Genomic DNA, 21,278 nt, shown 5'->3' with positions numbered 1-21,278 from the left:
ACACCGCCCGGTGCCTCGTAAACGCCCATCCTCATGAACTTCACTCCTATACGGGTCCACAGCTGTCCCTCTCGATTTGGCCATCCTATGCTTAACGCTTCCATAATAGCATGCGGATCATCCGTTTACGATGGGAAAATAGTAATCCGTCCCGGCAGGCATCGGATTCGCTCAGCCCTTCACCGCGCCTGCCGTCATGCCCGCCACGATCTTCTTGTTGAAGAAGATGAACAGGATCAGCATCGGAATCGAGATGAGGACGATGTCGGCGAACAGCAGGTTCCAAGAGGTCGTGAACCGGCTCATGAAGTTGTACAGCGTGAGCTGCACGGTCGCGTTGGCCGCGCCGGGGAAGAAGTAGAGCGGATTGACGAAGTCGTTGAACACGTTAATGGAGGTAAGGACGATGATCGTCGACGTCACCGGCTTGAGCAGCGGAAAGATAATGCCGAAAAACAAGCGACCGCCGCCGCAGCCGTCGATCATCGCGCTCTCGTCGATTTCCCTCGGGAGCGAAGCAACGAACGCTTTGTACAGGATCGCGGCGAACGGGAAATGCAGCGACACCTCGACAAGGGTGATGCCGGCGAGCGTCTTGAACAGATGGATGCCGTCCAGCACCCAGATCGTCGGCACGATCGCCGGCGGAATCATCAGTCCGGCCAGCACCAGGAAATTGATGAAGGACGAGGCCCGCCCTCCTTCCCTGCGCTGCAGGACGAAGCCCGCCATCGCGGCGACGAGGACGAGGATGCCGATCGAGAGTACCGTCAGCAAAGCGCTGTTCAGGAAAGCGCGCACGAGCATATGCTCGGATGCGGTCAGCACCGCTTTGTAATTCGCGACGAGATGAAAGCTCGTCGGCCACGCCATGGACAGATCCGCCGACTGCGTCTGGCTCTTGAGCGAATTGATGATGACGAAGTAGAACGGGACCCAGAAGATCAGGGTGCTGAAGAAAAGCGCGACCACGCCCAGCGCGAGGCGCCGGCCGCCCTTGCCCGTCGACCGGCTCCCCGCGGCGTCCGCGCCGCGGCCCAAACGCCCGCTTATCGGACTGCTTATCCCCTTGCTCATAGGTCCACCTCGCTTTTCGTCAGAAACTTATACAGCGGGAACGCCAGCACCGACACGCAGACGAAGAGGATCACGTTGCCGGCGGTCGCAAGACCGTAGAAACCGGCCTGGTACTGCTTGTATATGATCGAGGCGATCAGGTCGGTGGTAAAGCCCGGTCCCCCCTTGGTCATGGCCCATATCAGGTCGAACGAACGGAGACCGCCGATGAACGCCAATATGATGACCGAATTCATGGCCGGCCGGCTGAGCGGCACCGTGATGTGGCGAAAGGCGGACCAGTTGCTGCCGCCGTCAATCTTGAGCGCTTCGTAATATTCCTGCGGAATGGCCGTGATGCCGGCGATGAAGATAACCGTGGCGATGCCCACGCCCTTCCAGACGTCGACGAACGCGACGGACAACAAGGCAAGCTTCGTATTGCCGAGCCAGTCCGGCCCGCTCACGCCGATGAAAGAAAGCGCCGCGTTGAATACGCCGTGCGAGGGATGCATCATGGTGGAGAAGGCGATGCCGACCGCGATCGTGCTGAGAAGCGTCGGAAAGAAGACGACCGACCGCAAATAATTCCTGAACATGACGCGCGAGGTCAGGAACGCGCCGAGCAGGAGACCGAAGACGACCTTCAGGCCGCAGGTCACGACGGCGTAGATCACCGTGTTCTTGAAGCCGATGCTGAGCGACGTCTCCGAGAAGAAGGTCGCGTAGTTCTGGAAGCCGATAAAATCCCATTTGGTCAACGTCCATCTCGTCATGCTGAAGAAGAAAGACAAGACGGTCGGCAGCAGGTAGAAGACGAAATAGATAATGCCCGCCGGCAGAAGGAACAGATAGGAATACGTCCGCATGGACGCTTTGGTCATAGGTCCTCTCCTCTTTCGTAGGGAAAGAGGCCCTGCATGAACGCCGCAGGGCCCGATCCCGGAATCAAGCCGTCGCCCGTGCGGCTTCGAACGTTTACCAGCCCGGGAGATCCAGCTGCTGCGCTTGCTTCTCGATGTCCTTGTCGTAATCCTTCGCGCCCTTCAAGGCGTCGCTGATCCCGCTGCCGACCGCGACCGTGATATTCTCCAGGTTCGGCCCCTTGACGGGCGAGACGAATTCGAGCGCCGGCGCCGTCTTGCCCGCGTCGAAGTACGGCTGCATTTCCTTAACGCCTTCGTACGAATCCGCGGGCAGATCGATGCCCTTGATGACGTAAGGACCCGCCGCCTTCACCTTGGACGAGAACGCCGTCTGCCCTTCCTTGGAGACGAAGTAGGCGACCCATTGCTTGGCAGCCTCGATCTTCTTGCTGTTCTTGTTGATATACATGCCGCTCGGCATCCAGACCGTCAGGCCGTTGACCTCCGCCTTGTCGCTCGGTATCGGGAACACCCCGATGTCGCCGATCTTGTCCGGGCTGTTCTGCATGATCGTATCGAGGCCGCCCGTCAGCATCGGATAATGGACGCCGGTTCCGTCGGCGAGCATCTTGAGCGCCACGTCGTAGGTCGTCGCGAGGAAATCCTTGTTCATGTAGCCCGCTTTGAATACCTCGGCCGTCTTCTCGAAGCCGCGCAGCGCCTCCGGCGTCGTCGCATACTTCGCCTTGTTCGCCGTATAGTCCGCCGCGAAGCTCGGCACCTGCGTCGCGACGTTGTAGTAGTCGCCGAGCACGAACAGCTGCGAGGTCCACGTTTCCTTGTAGGACGCGATGACCGCGGTCTTGCCCGCCGCTTTGATCTTCGCGTTGTTGTCCATGAATTCGGTCCACGTCGTCGGCACCTTCAGGCCGAGCTCCGCGTAGACCTTCTTGTTGTACAGGATCGCCCCGGCCGAGGAAGAACCGACCGGCGCGCCGAACACCTTGCCGTCGATGGTCACGACGGTCTTAAATGCGTCCATCACGTCCGTCATGAACGGTTCGTTCGCCAGGTCGAGGAAATTGTCGGCCGGATTGAGCGCCTGCAGCAGGGAACCCGTGTTGTATACGAGCAGGTCGTCCATGTCGCCGGTCGCGAGGCGCGTCTTGACGAGGTTGTCGCCTTCCGTGCCGTCCGGCTTGATATCGAATTCGATGGCGATGTTCAGTTTCTTCTCGGCCTCGGCGGCGACGTTCTTGAGCGCTTCCAGCGTCGTGCCCGTATTGCCGACCATCAGCGTCAGCGTCTGCTTCTCGGCAGGCTTGTTCGCGTCGTCCGCGCCCGCCCGGTCGTTCGTGCCGCCCGAACCCGCGTTGTCCGTCGTTGCCGGCTCGTTCGCGCCGGCGTTATTGCCGCCGCTCCCGCCGCAGCCCGAAAGCAGGGCGATGACCAGCAGTATGCTCGTGACCGCGGCAAGCGTATGGCGTTTTGTTCTTCTCATTCCTGAACACCCTCCTTAGTCGGTCCGTTCCCCGAAATCCCGGCAAGCGCGCGTTGCGCCGCGGTCGCCGGCTTGGATCCCGCCGGAATGAAGCGCGCCGTGCCGCCGAAGAACGGCTACAACCGCTTCGCTTTGACCCCACGACTTCGCGATCGAATGGATGTATGCGCTTGCATGTCGAGTTTACCGCCAAGGGCCCGGGTTCCCTATACCATCATTGTAGAAGGAACCTTCTTGACCGAACACCTGCGCATTTGTCAGAAAGGAGGGGGTGAATTTTCCTTTTTTCGCTTCGCGTACGCATGGGGCCGCTCGCCGACGAATTTTTTGAACAGTTCGCTGAAATGCTTCGCGTCCTCGTACCCGACCAGGCTGCATACGTCGGACAACCGCGCGTCGCCTTCGTCGAGCAGCTCCTTCGCCTTGGCGATGCGGTAGCGGATTACATACTCGGAGAACGTGAGTCCGGTCTGGGACTTGAACAATCGCGACAGATAGCCCAAGCTGACGTGATTGTCGGACGCGAACTGCTGCAGCGACAGGGCATGCGAATAATTCGCATGAATCCAACTCATCAGCACGGGGACGAGACCCTTCGGATTCTGGTCGTTCGGCTCGCGCTCGCCGACGAGGGAGAACGCCCGATCGGCCAACCAGCCGGTCAACTGCTCGTAGGTCGCGAACTCGTTCACGATGCCGATGTCTTCCTGCAGCTTGCTCATGTTGATCTCGCTGCGCGCCGAGGCCTCGAGGTTGTATTTCAGCGAGTAGAAGAGATCGTTCACGAACAGCGTCAGCTGCTTCATGGTCACGGCTTTCATGCGGAGCTCGTCGCCGATCTTCCGGATCGTCTCCCTACCCTTCCGCACGTCCCCCTGCTTGAGATGCGTCTGCAGGACGCGGACCTTCTCCCACACGGAGGCGAGGTCGGGCTGCCGGATCTTCTCGTTCCGGACCGGCGGCTCGATCCATGTGGATTGTCCGAACAACACCTGAGCCTCGAAGCGTCTAAGCAGCCCTTCGTAGCTATGATTCAGACGCTCCTGTTCCTCCTTGAAGACGTAAGCGATATGCGCCTGCATCCCTTCGCGCAGTAAGCTCCCGTGCATCGCCGACAGGCCGGATCGGAAAGCCTCCGCCAGACAGTCGTCCGGTACGGGCGCCAGGAATACCTTGCGTTTCGCGTCGATCGTGAGGCAGCGAAGCTCTTGTCCCCGCAGGCGGGGATGACGGAAATGCGACTTCAGCGCGGCTGCGCGGCTACCCGCGCATGCGTCGTCGCCGGGGCCGGCCGGGCAGGGCTTGTTGTCGATCTGAAGCAGCGCCAGCCCGCAGCGCCGATACGCCAGCGGCGCGGCCGCCCCTGCATCCGGCGCTTCGGCGGCGATCAGCTGCTGCATGAGCGACCAATTGGCGCGGTCGTCCTTGCTCCTGCCGTCGTCCGCGATGCCTTGAATCGCTTTGTCGATCGCCTTGTAAAGCACGTCTTTCTTGACCGGCTTCAGCAAATAGTCGATCACGCCGAGCTTCATGCCGCGCTGGGCGTACGCGAACTGATCGTGCACGCTCAGCACGATGCCTTTCACGTCGGAATACCGGGCGATCAGCTCCTCGATCAGCTCCAGTCCGTCCATGCCCGGCATGTTGATATCGGTCAGCACCAGCTGCGGAGGATCCGTCGCCGCGGCATGCAGCGCGTCCTCCCCGTTGTCGAACGCATGCACGCGATGCGCGGGCTGATAACGCTTGAACAATTCGACCAGCTCCGCGAGCGCCCACCGCTCATCCTCGACGAGGTAGATATTCATCGTCCGTCCCTCCTTCCTCATGATCATGCCGCCGGTACGGGAAGGCCAGCCGCACCGTCAAGCCCCCTCCCGGATTGCCGGCGAGCTCGATGCCGCAATCTTCTCCGTACAGCAGTTGAATCCGCTGCCCGATGTTCCGGAGTCCGATGCCGTGCGTCTCCTCCCGGCGTTCGCCCGGCCGGCCGGAATGCCGAAGCGCGTACCGCAGCTCGTGCAGCCGGTTTCCGTCCATGCCGGCTCCGTTGTCGGATACCTCCACGATCAGCGCCGGCCCCCGCCGACTCGCGCGAATCCCGATGCATCCGCCCGCCTTTACTTTGCCGAGCCCGTGGATGACGGCATTCTCGACGAGCGGCTGGATCGTCAGCTTCAGCACGGACGCGTCCAGCAGCTCGTCCGGGACGTCGATGAACAGCTCGAACCGATTGCTGAACCGATGCTGTTGAATGTTCATGTAATTCCGGATATGGTCCAGCTCGTCCCGCAGCGGCACGGGATGCTGCAGGTTCTTCATGCTGTACTGGAACAACTCGGCCAGCGACTCCGACATCTCCGCGACCTCCTCGATGCCACGGATGCGGCTGATGGACTTCATGATGTTCAGCGTATTATAGAGGAAATGCGGATTGATCTGCGCCTGCAGCGCCGACAATTGCGCGTTCTTCTCCGCCAGCTTCGACTCGTACACCTCGGAGATGAGCCGGGTAATGCTGTCCAGCATGCTGTTGTAGATTCGGCTCAGGCGGCCGATTTCATCCCGTCCCTCGACGGTCATGCGCTGGCTCAGGTCGCCGAGCTCGACGCGCGACATCTTCGTCATCATGGAACGTAGCGGCAGCGTGATCTGATGCGACAGCAGATACGAGACGGCGGCGATGAGCAGCATGGCAAGCATGCCGACGAGCAGCAGGATGTACTGCGCCTTCTTTTGCTTCGAGAGCAGGAATTCGTTCGGGATGAGGATGACCGTATTCCACTTCGTGTACGCCGATTTCTCCAGCGTGTACAGATAGTGACGGCCCAGCCAGACCAGGTCGCCGGAACGTCCCGGCTGACCGAACGCGGACAGCGCCAGACCCGCGTCCATGCGCCCCGTCAGCTCGCTTCGGCCGTCGTAGACGATACTGCCGTCGTCCGTCGCGATGAACACCCGCATGTTCCGCTCCACTTCGTTGGAGTCGGAATTGACGAGCATGTTCTTGAGGATGTTGACGTTGATGTTGATCTTCATATAAGCGGATACTTCGCGGAAAGGGATCCGGTTGATATTGCGGACGAAAGAGATCACCTGGGCTTTGCGGCCGCCGCCCGTCTCTTCCTCGGCAACGGGCAGGAGCAGGAATTTGTTCCGCACGACGGCGTCCCGGTCCGCGTACCACGATTCGTTCTGCAGGTTGAAGCTCGTTTTGGGTCCGTTCGCCTTGGAGACGTAATACGCGAAATCGTCCAGCGAGAAGATATAGATGCTCTGAAGCTGCGGACGCGGCTGAAGATGCGTGAACAAGCGGTTGTTGACCTGGAGCTCGATCCGGTTTTGTTCCACGTCGTCGGTGGACTTGTAATGGTCGATGAGGCTTTGCTGGATGACGGGATCGCCGATAATGGAGACGGACAGCTTCTCGATGTCCTGGACGTACAGCTCGAAGGTGCGGCTGAACTGACGGGTGATCGTGTCCGACAGCGCGACCGTTTGTGTTCTGAAATCGCTTACATTTCGATGGTAAAAAATCAGGCATGTCAGCGCGACGATAAACAGGGACGCCGCGGAGAACGCGAGGAACATCTTCGTTTTCAGCAGATAATCCTTCCAACGCGGCATGTTGTCCATCTCGGATACCTCCATCGATTCCGTTAGCTTCCCCGCTGCCGTCCGGGCTGCGTGCTTCGTGCCGCGGCTACTTTGGTATATTCGCGACACGATCGAACTATCCTCCCTGTTCGGGTCTATCGGCATCGCGACTTCGCGCCCACGTACAGCCCCGCCGCACGACATGGAGACGATGCATGCCGCGATTTTGCTTTACCATGATATTCTGGACTTCCGCAATGATAATTGTTATCATTCAATCAATAATGATTCTCAATATCAAAGGGGATTTGACTCATGCGTTTATTCGACCGCACCGCCCGCTGCACCATCCTTGCCGTCTCGCTGCTCTCCGTCATGACCGTCGTCAGCGCCTGCGCCGGCAATGCGAACACCGATGCTCCGACGTCCTCCGCGGCGAATGCGGCCAATACGCCGCAACCCGCGAATGACGCCGATAAATCGGCAAACGAAGCTTCGAACGGTTCCGACGGCGCCGATGCCGGCCAAGCGGACGCTGCCGCCACCCGCACCGTCAAGACCGCCAAAGGCGAGATCGAGATTCCGGCCAACCCGCAGCGGATCGTCGCCGGTTACTACTCCGGCACGCTGCTGGCGCTCGGCATTCAGCCGGTCGGCGGCAGCAAGGAATGGTGGATGGGCAGCCCTTTCCTGACGAAGCAGGAAGCTTCGATCGCCGACATCGGCTCGCCGGCCTCCGCCGAGAAGGTATTGGCGCTAAAGCCCGATCTCATCCTCATCAACGATACGCTCTCCGAAGAATACGACAATCTCGCCAAGATCGCGCCGACGATGTTCATCGCGTACGACTCCATCAAGAACATCCATGACGAAGTCAAGCAATTCGGGACGCTGATGAACCGCACCAAGGAGGCGGAAGCCTGGGAAGCGGAGTACGGCAGCAAGGCCGAGCAGGCCCGTGAAAGGCTGAAGGACAAGGTGAAGCCGGGCATGACGGCCGTGCTGCTCGAAGCCGACGGCAAGACGCTCGCGGTCATGGGCGACAACTACGGGCGCGGCGGCGAAGTCATCTACAACGCTCTTCGATTCAAAGCGCCGGATTGGGTGCAGAAGAACGTCATCGACAACGGCGTGCAATATCAGGAGATTTCCATGGAGAAACTTGGCGAGATCGCGAATGCGGACTATATCTTCCTCTCCACGTACACCGAGACGACGGAAGCGCAGCTGAAAGCGCTGACCGAAAGCAGCGTATGGAAAAGCCTGCCCGCCGTCAAGCAGGGCCATCTGATTCCGCTCGATTACAAAACGTATTTCTACTTCGATCCGGTCTCCGTTCTCGGCCAGATCGATACCCTGACCCAGACGCTGCTGGAAGCGAAATAAACGGCCGCATGCCAAGAAGAGCCAAGATTCCCCGCCGGGGGACCTTGGCTCTTCTTGCTCACATTGCCACCTTGTTGTACATCATGATCCACATCGATCCGGCCACGATCACGATCAGGATCACCAGCCCGAGCAGCAGGGCAAGCAATTTATAGCGCGGCTTCTTCTCTTCCCGCAGATGCATGAAGAACAAGAGCTGCACGAGCAGTTGCAAGACGCCGGCCGCCATCAACGCCGCGATTTTCGCATTCCCTTCCAGCCAGCCTCCCATGACGATGGCCGCCGGGATGACGGTCAGGACGATGGAACACAGGAAGCCGAGCGTATACGAACGAAAGGATCCATGCGCTTCTTCCTGGAGATGCGCCGCTTCCCGATGCGCCATCCTAGTTCACCCCCATTAAATAGACAACGGTAAATACGAAAATCCAAACGACGTCCAGAAAGTGCCAGAACAGGCTGACGATCTGGACTTTTCGCTTCGTGACGGGGGTAATCCCCTTCTTCGCCAGCTGCATCATCAAGGCGACCATCCAGACCAATCCGATCGTCACGTGGATGCCGTGCGTTCCTACCAAGGTATAGAAGGCGGATAGAAACGCGCTGGTGCCGATCGTTGCGCCTTCGCTCGCAAATTGGGCAAACTCCTTGATTTCCAAGCCGATGAACGCGGCTCCCAGCAAAGCCGTGATGCCGAGCCATCCGATCAGCGCCCGCCGCTTTCCTTGCTGCATCGCCAGCACCGCCAATCCGCACGTATAGCTGCTGACGAGCAAAATAAACGTACTGGCGATCACGCCGCCCAATTCGAATAAATCGGCTGGACCCGGACCGTTGCCGGTGCTGTTTCTCAGCACGAGATACGCGGCGAAAAACGTGCCGAAAATCATAATATCCGTCATGAGGTAAATCCAAAAGCCGAACACGCGCATCTCTTCCGTATCCGGGTGATCGTGGGATTCCGTCAGGTTGGTCGCATTCATGGGCCGGTCACCTCCTTTATGGACGCTTCGGTCTGCATGATTTCTTCGACAGGGATGTCGTAGTCGGTATCGTAGTTAAACGAATGGACGAGCATGCACGCGGCAACGCCCGCTAACCCCGGTATGATGAGCCATAACCAATGAAACACGAAACCGAATCCGGCCAGAAACCAGAAGCCCGCGATCAAGATCGGAATGCCGGAATTTCTCGGCATATGAATCGGCGCCAGCTTCGGGGCGGCGGCAGCGTCGGAACGGCCTTGCTCCCTGCGCTGCTTCTCCTCCCACCATTCGTCCTGTTCCGATACTTGCGGAAGCACGGCAAAGTTGTAAAGCGGCGCCGGCGACGGAATCGACCACTCCAGCGTGCGTCCGTTCCACGGGTCTCCCGTCGTGTCGAGGTTGCGCCTGTGATGTTTGACGCCATGGACGATCTGCCACACCTGGAACAAGAACGCGATGCCCATGAGTCCGGCGCCGATCGTCGAGACCAGATTCAGCTCCCACCAGCCTTTGTCCCACCCGTACGTGGCGAGCCGCCGCGTCATGCCCATCAGCCCGAGCACGTATTGCGGCATGAAGCAGACGTAGAAACCGATGTTCCAAAACCAGAAAGCCCATTTGCCGATGCGTTCGTTCAGCTTGAAGCCGAACAGCTTCGGCCACCAATAGTACAAGCCGGCAAAGTAGCCGAACACGACGCCGCCGATGATCACCTGATGGAAATGCGCGATCAGGAAGTAGCTGTTATGGTACTGAAAGTCCGCGGGAGCCACCGACAGCAGCACCCCGGTCATGCCGCCGACCACGAAGCAGGGAATAAACCCGACGGTCCACAGCATCGGCGTTTCGAACGTGATCTTGCCCCGGAACATGGTGAACAGCCAATTGAATATCTTGACCCCGGTCGGAATGGCGATCACCATGGTGGTTAATGCGAAGAAGGCGTTCACGTCCGCGCCGGAACCCATCGTAAAGAAATGATGCGCCCACACCAGAAACGATAAGAGACTGATGATCATCATGGCGTACACCATCGATTTATACCCGAACAGCTTCTTGCGGGAGAAGGTCGCCACCACTTCGGAGAAGATCCCGAAGGCCGGCAGCACGATAATATACACCTCGGGGTGCCCCCACATCCAGATCAAGTTGATGTACATCATCGGATTGCCCCCGCCGTCCAGCGTGAAGAAATGCGCGCCGGCGTACCGGTCCAGGAAGAGCAGCGCCAGCGTCGCCGTCAATATCGGGAACGAGAAAATAATCGCGATGCAGCTGGAGAGCACCGACCACGAGAACATCGGCATCTTCATCAGCTTCATGCCGGGCGCGCGCATTTTCAGAATGGTGACGATAAAGTTGATGCCGGTCATCAGGCTGCCGATCCCGGAAATCTGGATCCCCCAGATATAGAAATCCTGTCCGACGCCCGGAGTGTACATCGTCTCCGAGTAGGGCGGATAGGCGAGCCATCCCGCGTCAGGCGAACCGCCGATTACAAAACTCAGGTTGAACAGCATGGCGCCGGCGAAGAACAGCCAGAAGCTTAGCGCGTTCAAGAACGGGTACGCGACGTCCCGCGCCCCGAGCTGAAGCGGAACCGCCACGTTAAACAGCCCGAACATGAACGGCATGGCCATGAACAGAATCATGATGACGCCATGCGTGGTGAATATCTCGTTGTAATGATCGGGCTGCAAGAATTGGAGCTCCGGCACCGCCAGCTGCGCCCGCATCAGGATGGCGTCCACCCCGCCCCGGAACAGCATCAGAAAGGCCGAAATGATGTACAGGATGCCGACCTTTTTATGATCGACCGTCGTCAGCCATTCCCGCCATAGCCAGCGCCATCGTTTATAATAAGTCAGGACGAATACCACGGCCAGCAGCGTCGCTCCGATGGAAACGTCCGCGCCGTAGATCATAGGGTCTCCCGTTACGAAAAAACCGGAAGCGAAGCTTTTGACAGACTCCATCATAATTGCATTTCTCCTTGCCTCAATTTCTAGTTGCCCATGTGCATGCCCTGCATGTCATGCTCGCCTTTGCCGTCCTGCATGTCCATGCCATCCTGGTTGCCCATGTTGTCGGCATGCGAGTGGGATGTTCCGTACTTGTTCACGGTCATTTCGAACAGCCCTTCGGGAAAGGAGGAGAACGTCATCGCCCGCGACGCGGCGGGTTTGGCGAGCTGCTCGTAGCCCGCCATCGTAAGCGGCGCCGAATCCGTCTTGACTTCATCCACCCAGCGATCGAATTGCGTCCGCGTCACGGCCTCCACGTCGAAATCCATTTTCGCGAAGTCGGTGCCGGTATAATTGGCGCCCGAGCCCGAAAAGTTCCCCAGTTCGTCCGCTTGCAAATAAAGCGTCATGGCCATCCCGGACATGGCGTAGATTTGACCGCCAAGCTGGGGTATCCAGAAAGAGTTCATCGGAGAGTCGGCCGTGATCTCGAAGCGGACCGGAACGCCACGCGGAATCTTCAATTCGTTCACGGCGGCGATTCCCTGCTCCGGGTATTGGAACAGCCATTTCCAGTTTAGCGAGGTCACCTGGACGGTCAGCGGTTTGACCCCGGATTCGAGCGGCTTGGACGGCTCGAGCGCGTAGGTGGCCCGGACGGTAATGACCGCAATCGCCAGAATAACGAGAATCGGAACGCCCCACCAGATGGCTTCCAGCTTGGCGCTGTGCGCCCAATTCGGCGCATAGGAAGCTTTTCTGCCGGCTTTGTCCCGATAACGCCAAATAATAACGGCCGTCAGAACGAGGACCGGGACAATGACAACGGCGCAAAGCACGGTCGAGAGGACCATGAGATCCCGCTGCCGTTCCGCGATCGGCCCTTTCGGATCGAGGACGTCGATGTTGGAGCATGCGGTGGAGACGAGCAGCAGTGCCGCCAGCATGGACAGCGACGACAACCATCGCAGCGATTTGAATACGACTTTCATTTTTTTCAACTCCTTGTTTCATCCTGCTTGCCTTTATCCGCCGCTATATCGCGGTCTGCTTATCCCCAGGTCCCACTCTAAATCAGCGACGCCAGGGTGTCACCAGCCAATTGCCGTCCAAATCTACGGACCATGTTCAAGAATTCGCAACGATTTGAACACGAATTCGACAAATTCGGCTGCGGCCGATCGTGCCGGGACGAACTTCGTCGATAACGAAAAAAGCATCGGATTTTTATCGCGAGACCGATAAAATCCGATGCTTTATGTTATTCCGATCATAGCCCGTCCGCCTACGCGGCTCCTGCACGCCCGTCGCTTCCTTCCCGTCCGCCGCAGGGCTTCATGGCAGCAGTCCTTCCGCTTTCAGCCACTTCTCCGCCACGTCGCGCGCCTGTTGTCCTTCCAGGTCCACCTTGGCATTGAGTTCGGACATCGCCTTCTCGTCCAGCTTGCCCGCGAGCAGATCGAGCGTCTGCTCCAGCTCCGGATGCGCCTGCAAGGTATCCATGCGGATGATCGGCGCGGCGTAGTAGGGAGGAAAATACCGCTTGTCGTCCGCCAGCACCTTCAGATGAAAGGCCGGGATGCGGCCGTCCGTCGAGAAGGCGTCGTTGACGTCGACTTTGCCGTCTCTTACGGCGGCATACGTGATCCCCGGGTCAAGTCCCTTCGTCTCCTTGAACCTGATGCCGTACGCGGCTTGCAGCCCTTGATACCCGTCGGGCCGCTCGAGAAATTCATGCGTCGCGCCAAGCACCAGCCCTGACGCCCGTCCCGCCAGCTCGGAGAAGGTCGAGACGCCGAGCTTCTGCGCCTGGTCGCTCCGCATCGCCAGCGTGTAGGTATTATTGAAACCGAGCGGCTTCAGCCACGTCACGTTGAATTGCTGCTCATAGGCCTTTTTCACCTTGTCATACGTTAGCTGCGGATCCCCGCCGACCGGCTTTTCCTTCAGCACCGCCGTCCAACCGGTGCCCGTGTATTCCGGATACAGGTCGATATCCCCGCCGAGGAGCGCGCTGTGGGTAACCTCCGAGCCGCCCAGATACGTTTTGCGAACGACCTTCAAGTCGGTCTTCGCCTCGATCAGGGACGACATGATATGGACCAGAATATCCTGCTCCGTGAAGTTTTTGCCGCCCACGACGACGGAGTCGGCGCCGCCGCCCTGCCCGAGCCGGGACACCAAGCCGGCTGCCACCGCCAAGACCAGCAGCGCGCCAAGTCCGATTTCCAGGCCTCTGACGAACTTCGGCTTCCGCGATCTCGGCCGGACTCCGCGGGGCGTCAGCGCCTTCTCCATCCGCCCAAGCAAGTAATCGAACAGCAGCGCCATGAGCGCGGCCGGAATCGTGCCGGCCAGGATCAGCTCCGTGTTGACGGTGGAAATGCCGCGAAAAATCAGGTCGCCGAGTCCGCCCGCGCCGATCAGCGAAGCGAGCGTGGCGACGCCGATGATCATGACCGTCGCCGTGCGGATGCCGGCCATGATGACGTTCAGCGCCAGCGGCAGCTCCACCTTCCACATCACCTGGAAGCTCGTCATGCCCATGCCGATGCCGGCTTCCTTGATCGGCTTCTCGACGTTCATGATCCCCGTATACGTGTTGCGGAGAATCGGGAGCAGGGCGTACACCGTCAAGGCCACGATGGCCGGGGTGAAGCCGATCCCGAGCAACGGAATCATGAAACCGAGCAAGGCCAGGCTCGGGATCGTCTGGAATAAAGAGGCGATGCCGATGACCGGCGCAGCCAGTCTCGGCATCCGAGTCAGCAGCAGGCCGACGGGGATCGAGATGACGATCGCGATGATGAGCGCGATGAGCGAGATCTGGATATGTTCCAACGTTGCGCGAAGGATATCGTCCTTCCGATTGATCAATACGTCCCAAAGATTCATGGCTGCCTCCGCATCAGAGCTGTTTCAACAAAGCATCGATCAAGCTTGAATTCGTGACCAACCCCGCCACTTGTCCCTCGCGGGTCACGACCGGCAGGTTGTTTATGCCGTGCTGCTTCATGATGTCCACGGCTTCGGCGACGCCGGTCCCGACGGGAACGGCGTGAACATCGGCGATCATGATATCCTGCAGGATCAGATCCTCCTGCCTGAACTGCTCTTCCAGTATCTCCTTCGTGACGATGCCCTTCAGCACCCGGTTCTTATCGATGACCAGCAGCCCGTTGACGCGGTGCTTGCGCATCAGCTTCGCGCCGTAAGCCATGCCTCTCCCCAGATGAACGGTCACCGGATTAGGCAGCATCACGTCTTCGACCGCCAGCTTCTCCGACTGGTTCAAGCGTTCTTCGCCGATAAAGGTACGGACGAAATCGTTCCGCGGGCGCCGAATGATGCGCTCGGGCGTATCCGCCTGGACGATCTCCCCGTTCTGCATGAGGACGATCCGGTCGGCGATCTTCAACGCCTCGTCCATGTCGTGGGAGACGAACACGATCGTCTTCCGCACTTCCTCCTGCAGGCGGATCAGCTCGTCCTGCAGCTGCTCCCGGCTGATCGGATCAAGCGCGCTGAACGGCTCGTCCATCAGGATGATGGACGGCTCCGCCGCCATCGCGCGGATGACGCCGATGCGCTGCTGCTGGCCGCCGCTGAGCTCCGCCGGATAACGGTTCTTGTAGCTGCTCGGATCGAGTCCGACCATATCCATCAACTCGTCGGTTCGACGTTCATAGGCGCGCTTGTCCATTTTCTTCAGCTTCGGCACGATCTCCACGTTATCCTTGATCTTCATATGCGGGAAGAGGCCGATATGCTGGATCACGTAGCCGATATTTCGCCGGAGCTCGATCGGATTGATCTTCGAAATGTCCTGCCCGTCGACCAAAATCGTGCCGGAGGAGGGCTCGACGAGCCGGTTGATCATCTTCATGGTCGTCGTCTTGCCGCAGCCGCTCGGGCCGATCAGCGTGACCAGCTCGCCGTTTTTGATTTCCAGATTGATGCCTTTCAGCGCCGCCGGGCCATCCTTGTATTTTTTCACGACATCGTTGAACTGTATCAAGGCAGACACCTCCGTTTCCGCTTTTTTCGCGCATTGGCAAACTTTACGCTTATCATGCCCAACATGCCGATTCTAATGTAGGCGATGCGGAATGCGTCACGGATTACGAGCAGCAGGGCCGCTTTCACCGCCCTTACCGCCTCACCGCCCTGACCTTCGCGCTTGATTCAGGTTCTATCGTCATTCGACTGGAAAACGCAAAAAGGAACCGTTGCACCGGGCAACCGCTCCTCGTTCACCGCCGACCGCTAGCTTGGTACCGTTTGGCTTGCTTTCGCGTCTATTCGCAAGAAATGATTCCTTTGATTGCCGGCAGCCCATCGGAACAATTCAGGCACGCGTCGGAACGGCTGCTCCCCGCTCGCCTCGTTGCTCAAGCATGTTGGCCGTGCGGCTTGGATTTCCCTGTCAGGCTCTGTTCGAACATATCGATAATGAACAAGAAATGCTCGGCTTCGCGGAAGACGTGATCCGCCAACAACGGATGTATGATGCTCTTGATGCGGCAGGCTTCGATCAGGTCGCGCGCCGTTTTCTTGAAATCGCGGAGCGACTTCACCGATACGCGGTTCTGATCGAGAAACTGGCCAAGCAAGGGCCGGGTCTGCGATTGCGGGCGCATGGACTCCAGATCCTTCGCCTGGAATAACAGCTGATCGAATTCCTGACCGAAGTTATTGGCTTGTTCGACCAGCTTGCGCTCGGACGGATCGAGCAGATGGCTGATGAATTTGGCGTGATCGGCCATGATCCGCAAGAAAAACACGTTCTCGTCGATGATGGCGTCGGGCAGCGGCTCCAGCCTCCCCGCATTCAACTCGGCCAACCGGTTTCGGAAATAATTGGCTTCCCTGCTGACGTGATCGACCAATAAGGGAAAGTTATTGGCCCCTGGAAGCTGGCATGTCAGGATTAAGCCGAGCACTTTTCGTTTGAACACCCAAATATGCGAAACGGCATTGTGCACTTCTTCATTGAATCGTCTGATCGCGCCGGGATCCGCGTCCATCGTGTAGGCGTTTGCTTGGTTTTCGATCTTTTCGAAAACCGCATAAAAGCCGTTGGCCTCGTTAATCAGCTGCGTATCTTCGCAGCGAAACCCTAAGCGCAGGAACAACGAATGCTCTTTCATGATGCGTGACCAAAATCGCACCTCTTCCAAAGAACGCGCGACGAACTCGTTCGACATTAGGCCGCAAGCCTCCCTCGTATCGCTCTCCTTCCATCCTATGTCATCATGTTTGGTCAATATTCCCCGCCTGCTGTCGAGCGAACGCCATGAGCGGACGAACGGATCAAGCGGTACGTACAGCTGGTCAACGCGCAAAAAAGGGAGATCGTCTGTGCGAGACGATCTCCCTTCCGTTATTTCCTGCCTATTGAATGGCGATCGCCATCTTCGATCCGGCGTCGCCGGCGAACGCGACAGCGCCGTTCTCGGGCAGTACGAATGTATGATTGCCGCTGATGATGCTGAAATTCACGCAGTTCCCCTGTGCGTCGTACACCGCGAACGAGCTGTTGGCCGGCAGCTTCACCTGCATGGTCTTGCCTACGGATTTCTCGGATACCGTGTACCATTTGGCCAGACCGCTCGCCGGGATCGTCGCCGTCGATTTTTTGCCCGGGTAGATCGGCTTCACGGCCTCTTCGCTTTCGTAAATGCTGCCGGAAGAGGTCAGGTACTCGATGCCGTCTTCCTTAAAGAAGCTATACGCCTGCGTATCCCGGCCCGCCATCGTCGGAATTTGCAGATCGCCGGCCGAGGCGTCCGGACCGGTTATTTTCTGATCCAGCACATAGCCGGGCGCATCCGCGAACAAGTTGATCTTGAGCGTCGGCAGCAGCAAGTACGCGAGCGACGAGTACTTCTCGTTGACCAAGAAGTACTTCTTGCCGTCTCGTTCCTTCCAGGCTGCAGCCGTCTCGGCCGGCAGATCGTTCGCCTCCAGTTTCTCCGCCGAGTATTGCGACAAGGCCGTTTGGCCAAGTCCCGGCAGCGAGGCGTAAGCCCGGAGCCGCAAGTAAGTACGGCCGTTATCTTCTTTCACGAAGTCCAGCTTGGCGTTCCCGTCCGCGCTCATGAACGAACCGTCCGCCGTGTATGCGTATGTCTCGGGCGGAGCTTCGGGCGCTTGCACCGAGGAAAGCGTCAAGCCGCCTTCGCTGCCGATGTCTACCTTGATCAATTGGTTCGTTGCGCCGTAGATGCCCGATGCGTTCATCAATTCCGCGGGCATCCCCGCTTTGACCGGCGCGCCGAACGATTTCTCGGGCTTGATCTCGGCAATGGCGCCCTTCTCCTTGAGCGCGCTCAGCAGGATCTCGTTGGCCAGCAGTTGGTCCGTCGTGCTGGAGCCGCCCGAAGAGAGCACGGCAGCCGCCATGTTATACTCGCGAAGCACGACGAGCGAGGCGTGGTAGAGAATCGTGTCTCCGCCCTTCGTCAACGCTTGCGTGCCGTAATCGCCGAACGGGAACAGGTTGACGCTGTCCCAACCCAGCCCGTAATTGACGGACGTATCCGCTTCGTCGGGCCACATCCCGCGCTTGTATTCTTCTTGCTCCATGGCGGTCAGCGCGTTGTCGGAGAGGATGCCTTCGGCTTGACCGGTGAAGATTTGCGAGAAGCGGGCCAAGTCCTCCGCCGTCGAATAGATGCCGCCGGTTCCGATGACATTGACCGACTCGTTCGGCAATTGCCCCTTATAAGCAGGATAATAAAGTCCCGCCATCCGCGAGGTATCGATCGGATCCAGCGGCGTCATCGTATCGTCCATGCCGAGCGGCTCCGTAAAATTGCGGTGCATATAGGTCGTGAAGTCCAAGCCGCTGACCTTCTCCACCAACAGCTCGGCTAACGTGAACCCGTCGTTGCTGTATACCGAGTAGGCGCCCGGATCTGCCTTCAGCTTCTGATTCGCCAGCTGCGTCAGCAGCGTATCGTGGGCGTACGTATCGTTGTCTTCGAATAGAAAAGCGTTGACGAACGTCGACCCGTACAATCCCGAAGAATGATTCAGCAGCATGCGCGGCGTGATCAGCTTATACCGCTCGTCCTTCATCGTGAAATTCGGCATGTACTGGACGACCGGCGTGTCCAGGTCGATCTTGCCTTCGTCCGCCAGCTTCATCACGGCTGCCGCGATGAACATCTTGCTCGTCGACCCGATGCCGTACATCGTCTTCTCCGTAAGCGGCTTGAGCCCCTGTTCGTCGTTGCGGCCGGATTCGCCGGAGACGACGATGCGTCCTTGATCGATCAGCGCATACTGAACGCTGGTCGTATTGTAGGTTCCCGTGAGCAGCGCGGCTTTCTCCGTCGCGGCTTTCCGCGTGGCCTCGTAGGCCGTCGCCGTATCGGTTTGGCCGGCGGCCATCGCTCCCGTCGGAACAAGCATCGTTACCGCAAGCGCGGCCATGGGCATCCAGAATCTTCTTTTTCGCATGCGAACCTCCTAGAATAGTTTTGCGATGCTCCCCGAATCTACCATCCTCCTTTGAAAGCATTCGCTTGGACAGAGTCTCTAGTAATACGAGATTGCCGCCTAAAAGATTCCTTTATTTCTATAGGCTGTAAATAGGCATAAACAGGCCGTAAATCTTTATTTCGATCCGTAATCTGTCATCCTTTGCAGATAGGCTTCATTCTGTCCAACAAAAAAAGGACATTCCCGCGCCTAAGCCCGGGTTACGTCCTTCGCGATCCCTATTTAATTTTGCTTGCGCCTACACTTTGAATCGATAGCCGGCGCCCCAGATCGTATCGATATATTGGGAATTCGAAGGATCGACCTCGATTTTCTCCCGGATCTTGCGGATATGGACCGTGACGGTGGCGATGTCGCCCATCGAATCCATGCCCCACAGCTGCTCGAACAATTGCTCCTTGCTGAACACCCGGTTCGGATTCGCGGCGAGGTGGGCGAGGAGATCGAATTCCTTCGTCGTGAAGGCGACTTCCTTGTCGTTGACGAATACCCGTCGGGCCGCCTTGTCGATCAGCAGACCGCGGATGCGGATCTCCTCGCGCTTCTGGCCGCCGCCCGACAGCCGCTCGAAGCGCGCCAGATGGGCTTTCACGCGGGCGACCAGCTCGCTCGGACTGAACGGCTTGATGATATAATCGTCCGCGCCGAGACCCAGCCCGCGGATCTTATCGATGTCTTCCTTCTTCGCGGATACCATCAGGATCGGGATATCCAGCGTGCCGCGCAGCGTGCGGCAGATCTCGAACCCGTCGACCATCGGCAGCATCAGATCGAGGATGATCAGATCGTACCGGCCTTCGAGCGCCTGCCGCAGCCCTTTGTCCCCGCTCGATTCGATATGCACCTCGTACTGATGGATCGTGAGGTAATCCCGTTCCAGCTCCGCGATGCTGGTATCGTCTTCAATGATCAAGATGCGCTTCACGCCCGTCGCCTCCTTCGAGTTTCTTCATGGAAATCATGATGACCGTGCCGATGCCGGGCTCGCTGGCCGCCTTGATCGTGCCGCCGTGCTCTTCCACGATATGCGCCGCGATCGCAAGCCCCAGTCCGCTGCCGCCGGTATTGGCGTTCCGCGCCGGGTCCGCCCGGTAGAACCGATCGAAGATATGCGGCAACGCGTCCGCCGGAATGCCGGGTCCGTTATCCTTGATCACGATCCGGTACACGTCGTCTTCGTCGTTCAGCGCAAGCCAGATCCGGCCGTCTTCCTTGTCCATGTACTTGACCGCGTTCTCGATGACGTTCACGAGCACCCGCTTCAGCTTGTCGCGGTCCGCCGTGACCGGCGCTCGCTCCAGCAGTCCGGAGGCTTCGTAGATCAGCTTCATGCCGCGCTTCTCGACGTCCATCTGCAGCTCGTCGGTGCAATCCTGGAGGAACGAACGAAGCTCCACCGCTTCGAAATGAAACGGAAGCCGCTTCAGATCCAGCTTCGAGAACATGAACAGCTCGTCGATCATCCGGTCCAGCTGGACAGTCTTGGCATGAATGGTTTGCAGATAGCGGTCCAGCTTCTCCGGCGTGTCCGTCACCCCGTCCATGATGCCTTCCACGTAGCCCTTGATGGCGGTCACGGGCGTCTTCAAATCATGCGAGATATTCGAGATCAGGTTCTTCCGGTTATCCTCGTACTGCAGCTGCACGCCGACCGAATCCTGCAGCCGAAGGCGCATCTCTTCGAACGCAGCGGCCAGTTGTCCGATCTCGTCCCGGGATTCCGGCGTCACCGGATGGCTCAGGTTGCCCTCCTTGATCTCGCCGGCGGCGCGTTTGAGCGCCCGGAGCGGCCGAATGATGCTGCGGGAAACGAAATACGTCAGAATGCCGTTGATCACGACCAGCACGGCGAGCAGCACGATAAAGAACAGCTTGAAAAACTTGGCGAAGAGGAAGCCCACGAAATCGAGGTTCATCAGAACGTAGTAGGTCCCTTTGGAGCCGTCCGCGAAGGCAATGTCGTATTGCCGGGTCAGGATCCAGTCCCGTTTGTGTCCGGCCGCCATGTCTCTCCCGTGTTCTTGCGCGGTGCCGTAAGCAGGCAGCTCCGCCGCGATGTCCGTTCCCTGAAATTTGGGAGACGCGAAAACCTCCCGATCGCCGATCCGGGCGACCAGTCCCATATTGAGCTTGCCCAGCCTGTCGCTATAGGCTTGCATCAGTGTCTCGTCCCGCAGGGAATCCGGATTCCCGCTAATCCGCAAACGGATGTCGGCGGCGATATCCGCCTCTTCGGTCAGAATCGCCGCGACGATGTTCTTGTTATTGGTATCCAAGGGGAAGACGGAGCGCAGGTCGCCGAACACGGCGAAGCCGATGATGACGACGGATATGCCGAGCAGCGCCAACGGCACGATCAGCATAGCCAGATAAGATAACAACAGCCGAATCCGGATCGACATAGACGAGTCCC

Annotated in this window: 16 protein-coding genes; 1 reads left to right on the top strand and 15 read right to left on the bottom strand. The window is 58.7% G+C overall.

Annotated features, from left to right (window positions below):
• Positions 1 to 171: 171 nt before the first annotated feature.
• The 5 genes from AC50YL_RS18925 to AC50YL_RS18905 all read right to left on the bottom strand — a co-directional run bounded on the left by AC50YL_RS18925 (position 172) and on the right by AC50YL_RS18905 (position 7,149).
• Positions 172 to 1,077 carry a carbohydrate ABC transporter permease gene (locus AC50YL_RS18925; protein WP_494833867.1) on the bottom strand — a complete coding sequence of 302 codons (906 nt, stop codon included), beginning with the start codon at positions 1,075 to 1,077 and terminating at the stop codon, positions 172 to 174.
• Positions 1,074 to 1,940, bottom strand: a complete 867-nt coding sequence (locus AC50YL_RS18920) for a carbohydrate ABC transporter permease (RefSeq protein WP_494833866.1) — start codon at positions 1,938 to 1,940, stop codon at positions 1,074 to 1,076. Before AC50YL_RS18920 ends, AC50YL_RS18925 begins: the two co-directional genes overlap by 4 nt.
• A gap of 94 nt (positions 1,941 to 2,034) precedes the next feature.
• Positions 2,035 to 3,423 (bottom strand): ABC transporter substrate-binding protein, encoded by a 1,389-nt coding sequence (locus tag AC50YL_RS18915; RefSeq protein ID WP_494833865.1) that lies wholly within the window; start codon positions 3,421 to 3,423, stop codon positions 2,035 to 2,037.
• 257 nt (positions 3,424 to 3,680) lie between these two features.
• On the bottom strand, positions 3,681 to 5,231 hold the full coding sequence (locus tag AC50YL_RS18910; RefSeq protein ID WP_494833864.1) for a response regulator transcription factor: 1,551 nt from the start codon (positions 5,229 to 5,231) through the stop codon (positions 3,681 to 3,683).
• Positions 5,206 to 7,149, bottom strand: a complete 1,944-nt coding sequence (locus AC50YL_RS18905) for a sensor histidine kinase (protein WP_494833863.1) — start codon at positions 7,147 to 7,149, stop codon at positions 5,206 to 5,208. Before AC50YL_RS18905 ends, AC50YL_RS18910 begins: the two co-directional genes overlap by 26 nt.
• A gap of 186 nt (positions 7,150 to 7,335) precedes the next feature.
• Here AC50YL_RS18905 and AC50YL_RS18900 point away from each other — a divergent pair, with 186 nt between their 5' ends.
• Complete coding sequence (locus AC50YL_RS18900; RefSeq protein ID WP_494833861.1) at positions 7,336 to 8,406, top strand: ABC transporter substrate-binding protein; 1,071 nt, start codon at positions 7,336 to 7,338, stop codon at positions 8,404 to 8,406.
• Positions 8,407 to 8,464: 58 nt separating this feature from the next.
• Here AC50YL_RS18900 and cyoD read toward each other — a convergent pair whose 3' ends face one another.
• The 10 genes from cyoD to AC50YL_RS18850 all read right to left on the bottom strand — a co-directional run bounded on the left by cyoD (position 8,465) and on the right by AC50YL_RS18850 (position 21,267).
• A complete protein-coding gene (gene cyoD / locus AC50YL_RS18895) occupies positions 8,465 to 8,791 on the bottom strand; it encodes a cytochrome o ubiquinol oxidase subunit IV (protein WP_494833860.1) in 327 nt (108 codons plus the stop codon).
• A gap of 1 nt (position 8,792) precedes the next feature.
• Positions 8,793 to 9,389 (bottom strand): cytochrome o ubiquinol oxidase subunit III, encoded by a 597-nt coding sequence (gene cyoC, locus AC50YL_RS18890; RefSeq protein WP_494833858.1) that lies wholly within the window; start codon positions 9,387 to 9,389, stop codon positions 8,793 to 8,795.
• On the bottom strand, positions 9,386 to 11,371 hold the full coding sequence (locus AC50YL_RS18885; protein ID WP_494833856.1) for a cbb3-type cytochrome c oxidase subunit I: 1,986 nt from the start codon (positions 11,369 to 11,371) through the stop codon (positions 9,386 to 9,388). The genes cyoC and AC50YL_RS18885 overlap by 4 nt, the downstream gene beginning before the upstream one ends.
• Before the next feature lie 26 nt (positions 11,372 to 11,397).
• On the bottom strand, positions 11,398 to 12,348 hold the full coding sequence (gene cyoA, locus AC50YL_RS18880; RefSeq protein ID WP_494833855.1) for a ubiquinol oxidase subunit II: 951 nt from the start codon (positions 12,346 to 12,348) through the stop codon (positions 11,398 to 11,400).
• A gap of 343 nt (positions 12,349 to 12,691) precedes the next feature.
• Positions 12,692 to 14,251 carry a glycine betaine ABC transporter substrate-binding protein gene (locus AC50YL_RS18875; RefSeq protein WP_494833854.1) on the bottom strand — a complete coding sequence of 520 codons (1,560 nt, stop codon included), beginning with the start codon at positions 14,249 to 14,251 and terminating at the stop codon, positions 12,692 to 12,694.
• 13 nt (positions 14,252 to 14,264) lie between these two features.
• Entirely contained in the window at positions 14,265 to 15,374 is a 1,110-nt protein-coding gene (locus AC50YL_RS18870; RefSeq protein WP_494833852.1) for a betaine/proline/choline family ABC transporter ATP-binding protein, read from the bottom strand.
• A 373-nt stretch (positions 15,375 to 15,747) separates the two neighbouring features.
• On the bottom strand, positions 15,748 to 16,563 hold the full coding sequence (locus tag AC50YL_RS18865; RefSeq protein ID WP_494833850.1) for a DUF2935 domain-containing protein: 816 nt from the start codon (positions 16,561 to 16,563) through the stop codon (positions 15,748 to 15,750).
• Positions 16,564 to 16,750: 187 nt separating this feature from the next.
• Positions 16,751 to 18,823 (bottom strand): serine hydrolase domain-containing protein, encoded by a 2,073-nt coding sequence (locus AC50YL_RS18860; protein WP_494833849.1) that lies wholly within the window; start codon positions 18,821 to 18,823, stop codon positions 16,751 to 16,753.
• A 280-nt stretch (positions 18,824 to 19,103) separates the two neighbouring features.
• Entirely contained in the window at positions 19,104 to 19,790 is a 687-nt protein-coding gene (locus AC50YL_RS18855; protein ID WP_494833848.1) for a response regulator transcription factor, read from the bottom strand.
• Positions 19,768 to 21,267: a sensor histidine kinase gene (locus AC50YL_RS18850; protein WP_494833847.1), complete on the bottom strand. Its 1,500-nt coding sequence runs from the start codon at positions 21,265 to 21,267 to the stop codon at positions 19,768 to 19,770. The genes AC50YL_RS18855 and AC50YL_RS18850 overlap by 23 nt, the downstream gene beginning before the upstream one ends.
• Between the last annotated feature and the right edge of the window lie 11 nt (positions 21,268 to 21,278).

This window comes from Paenibacillus sp. J22P277, from assembly GCF_059383675.1.
This window is presented reverse-complemented; position numbering and strand designations above follow the sequence as displayed.

Excerpts from the sequence above, each read along its gene's own strand:
- AC50YL_RS18925 (WP_494833867.1), bottom strand. The coding sequence starts at position 1,077 with ATGAGCAAGGGGATAAGCAGTCCGATAAGCGGGCGTTTGGGCCGCGGC.
- AC50YL_RS18920 (WP_494833866.1), bottom strand. The coding sequence starts at position 1,940 with ATGACCAAAGCGTCCATGCGGACGTATTCCTATCTGTTCCTTCTGCCG.
- AC50YL_RS18915 (WP_494833865.1), bottom strand. The coding sequence starts at position 3,423 with ATGAGAAGAACAAAACGCCATACGCTTGCCGCGGTCACGAGCATACTG.
- AC50YL_RS18910 (WP_494833864.1), bottom strand. The coding sequence starts at position 5,231 with ATGAATATCTACCTCGTCGAGGATGAGCGGTGGGCGCTCGCGGAGCTG.
- AC50YL_RS18900 (WP_494833861.1), top strand. The coding sequence starts at position 7,336 with ATGCGTTTATTCGACCGCACCGCCCGCTGCACCATCCTTGCCGTCTCG.
- cyoD (WP_494833860.1), bottom strand. The coding sequence starts at position 8,791 with ATGGCGCATCGGGAAGCGGCGCATCTCCAGGAAGAAGCGCATGGATCC.
- cyoC (WP_494833858.1), bottom strand. The coding sequence starts at position 9,389 with ATGAATGCGACCAACCTGACGGAATCCCACGATCACCCGGATACGGAA.
- AC50YL_RS18885 (WP_494833856.1), bottom strand. The coding sequence starts at position 11,371 with ATGATGGAGTCTGTCAAAAGCTTCGCTTCCGGTTTTTTCGTAACGGGA.
- cyoA (WP_494833855.1), bottom strand. The coding sequence starts at position 12,348 with ATGAAAGTCGTATTCAAATCGCTGCGATGGTTGTCGTCGCTGTCCATG.
- AC50YL_RS18875 (WP_494833854.1), bottom strand. The coding sequence starts at position 14,251 with ATGAATCTTTGGGACGTATTGATCAATCGGAAGGACGATATCCTTCGC.
- AC50YL_RS18865 (WP_494833850.1), bottom strand. The coding sequence starts at position 16,563 with ATGTCGAACGAGTTCGTCGCGCGTTCTTTGGAAGAGGTGCGATTTTGG.
- AC50YL_RS18860 (WP_494833849.1), bottom strand. The coding sequence starts at position 18,823 with ATGCGAAAAAGAAGATTCTGGATGCCCATGGCCGCGCTTGCGGTAACG.
- AC50YL_RS18850 (WP_494833847.1), bottom strand. The coding sequence starts at position 21,267 with ATGTCGATCCGGATTCGGCTGTTGTTATCTTATCTGGCTATGCTGATC.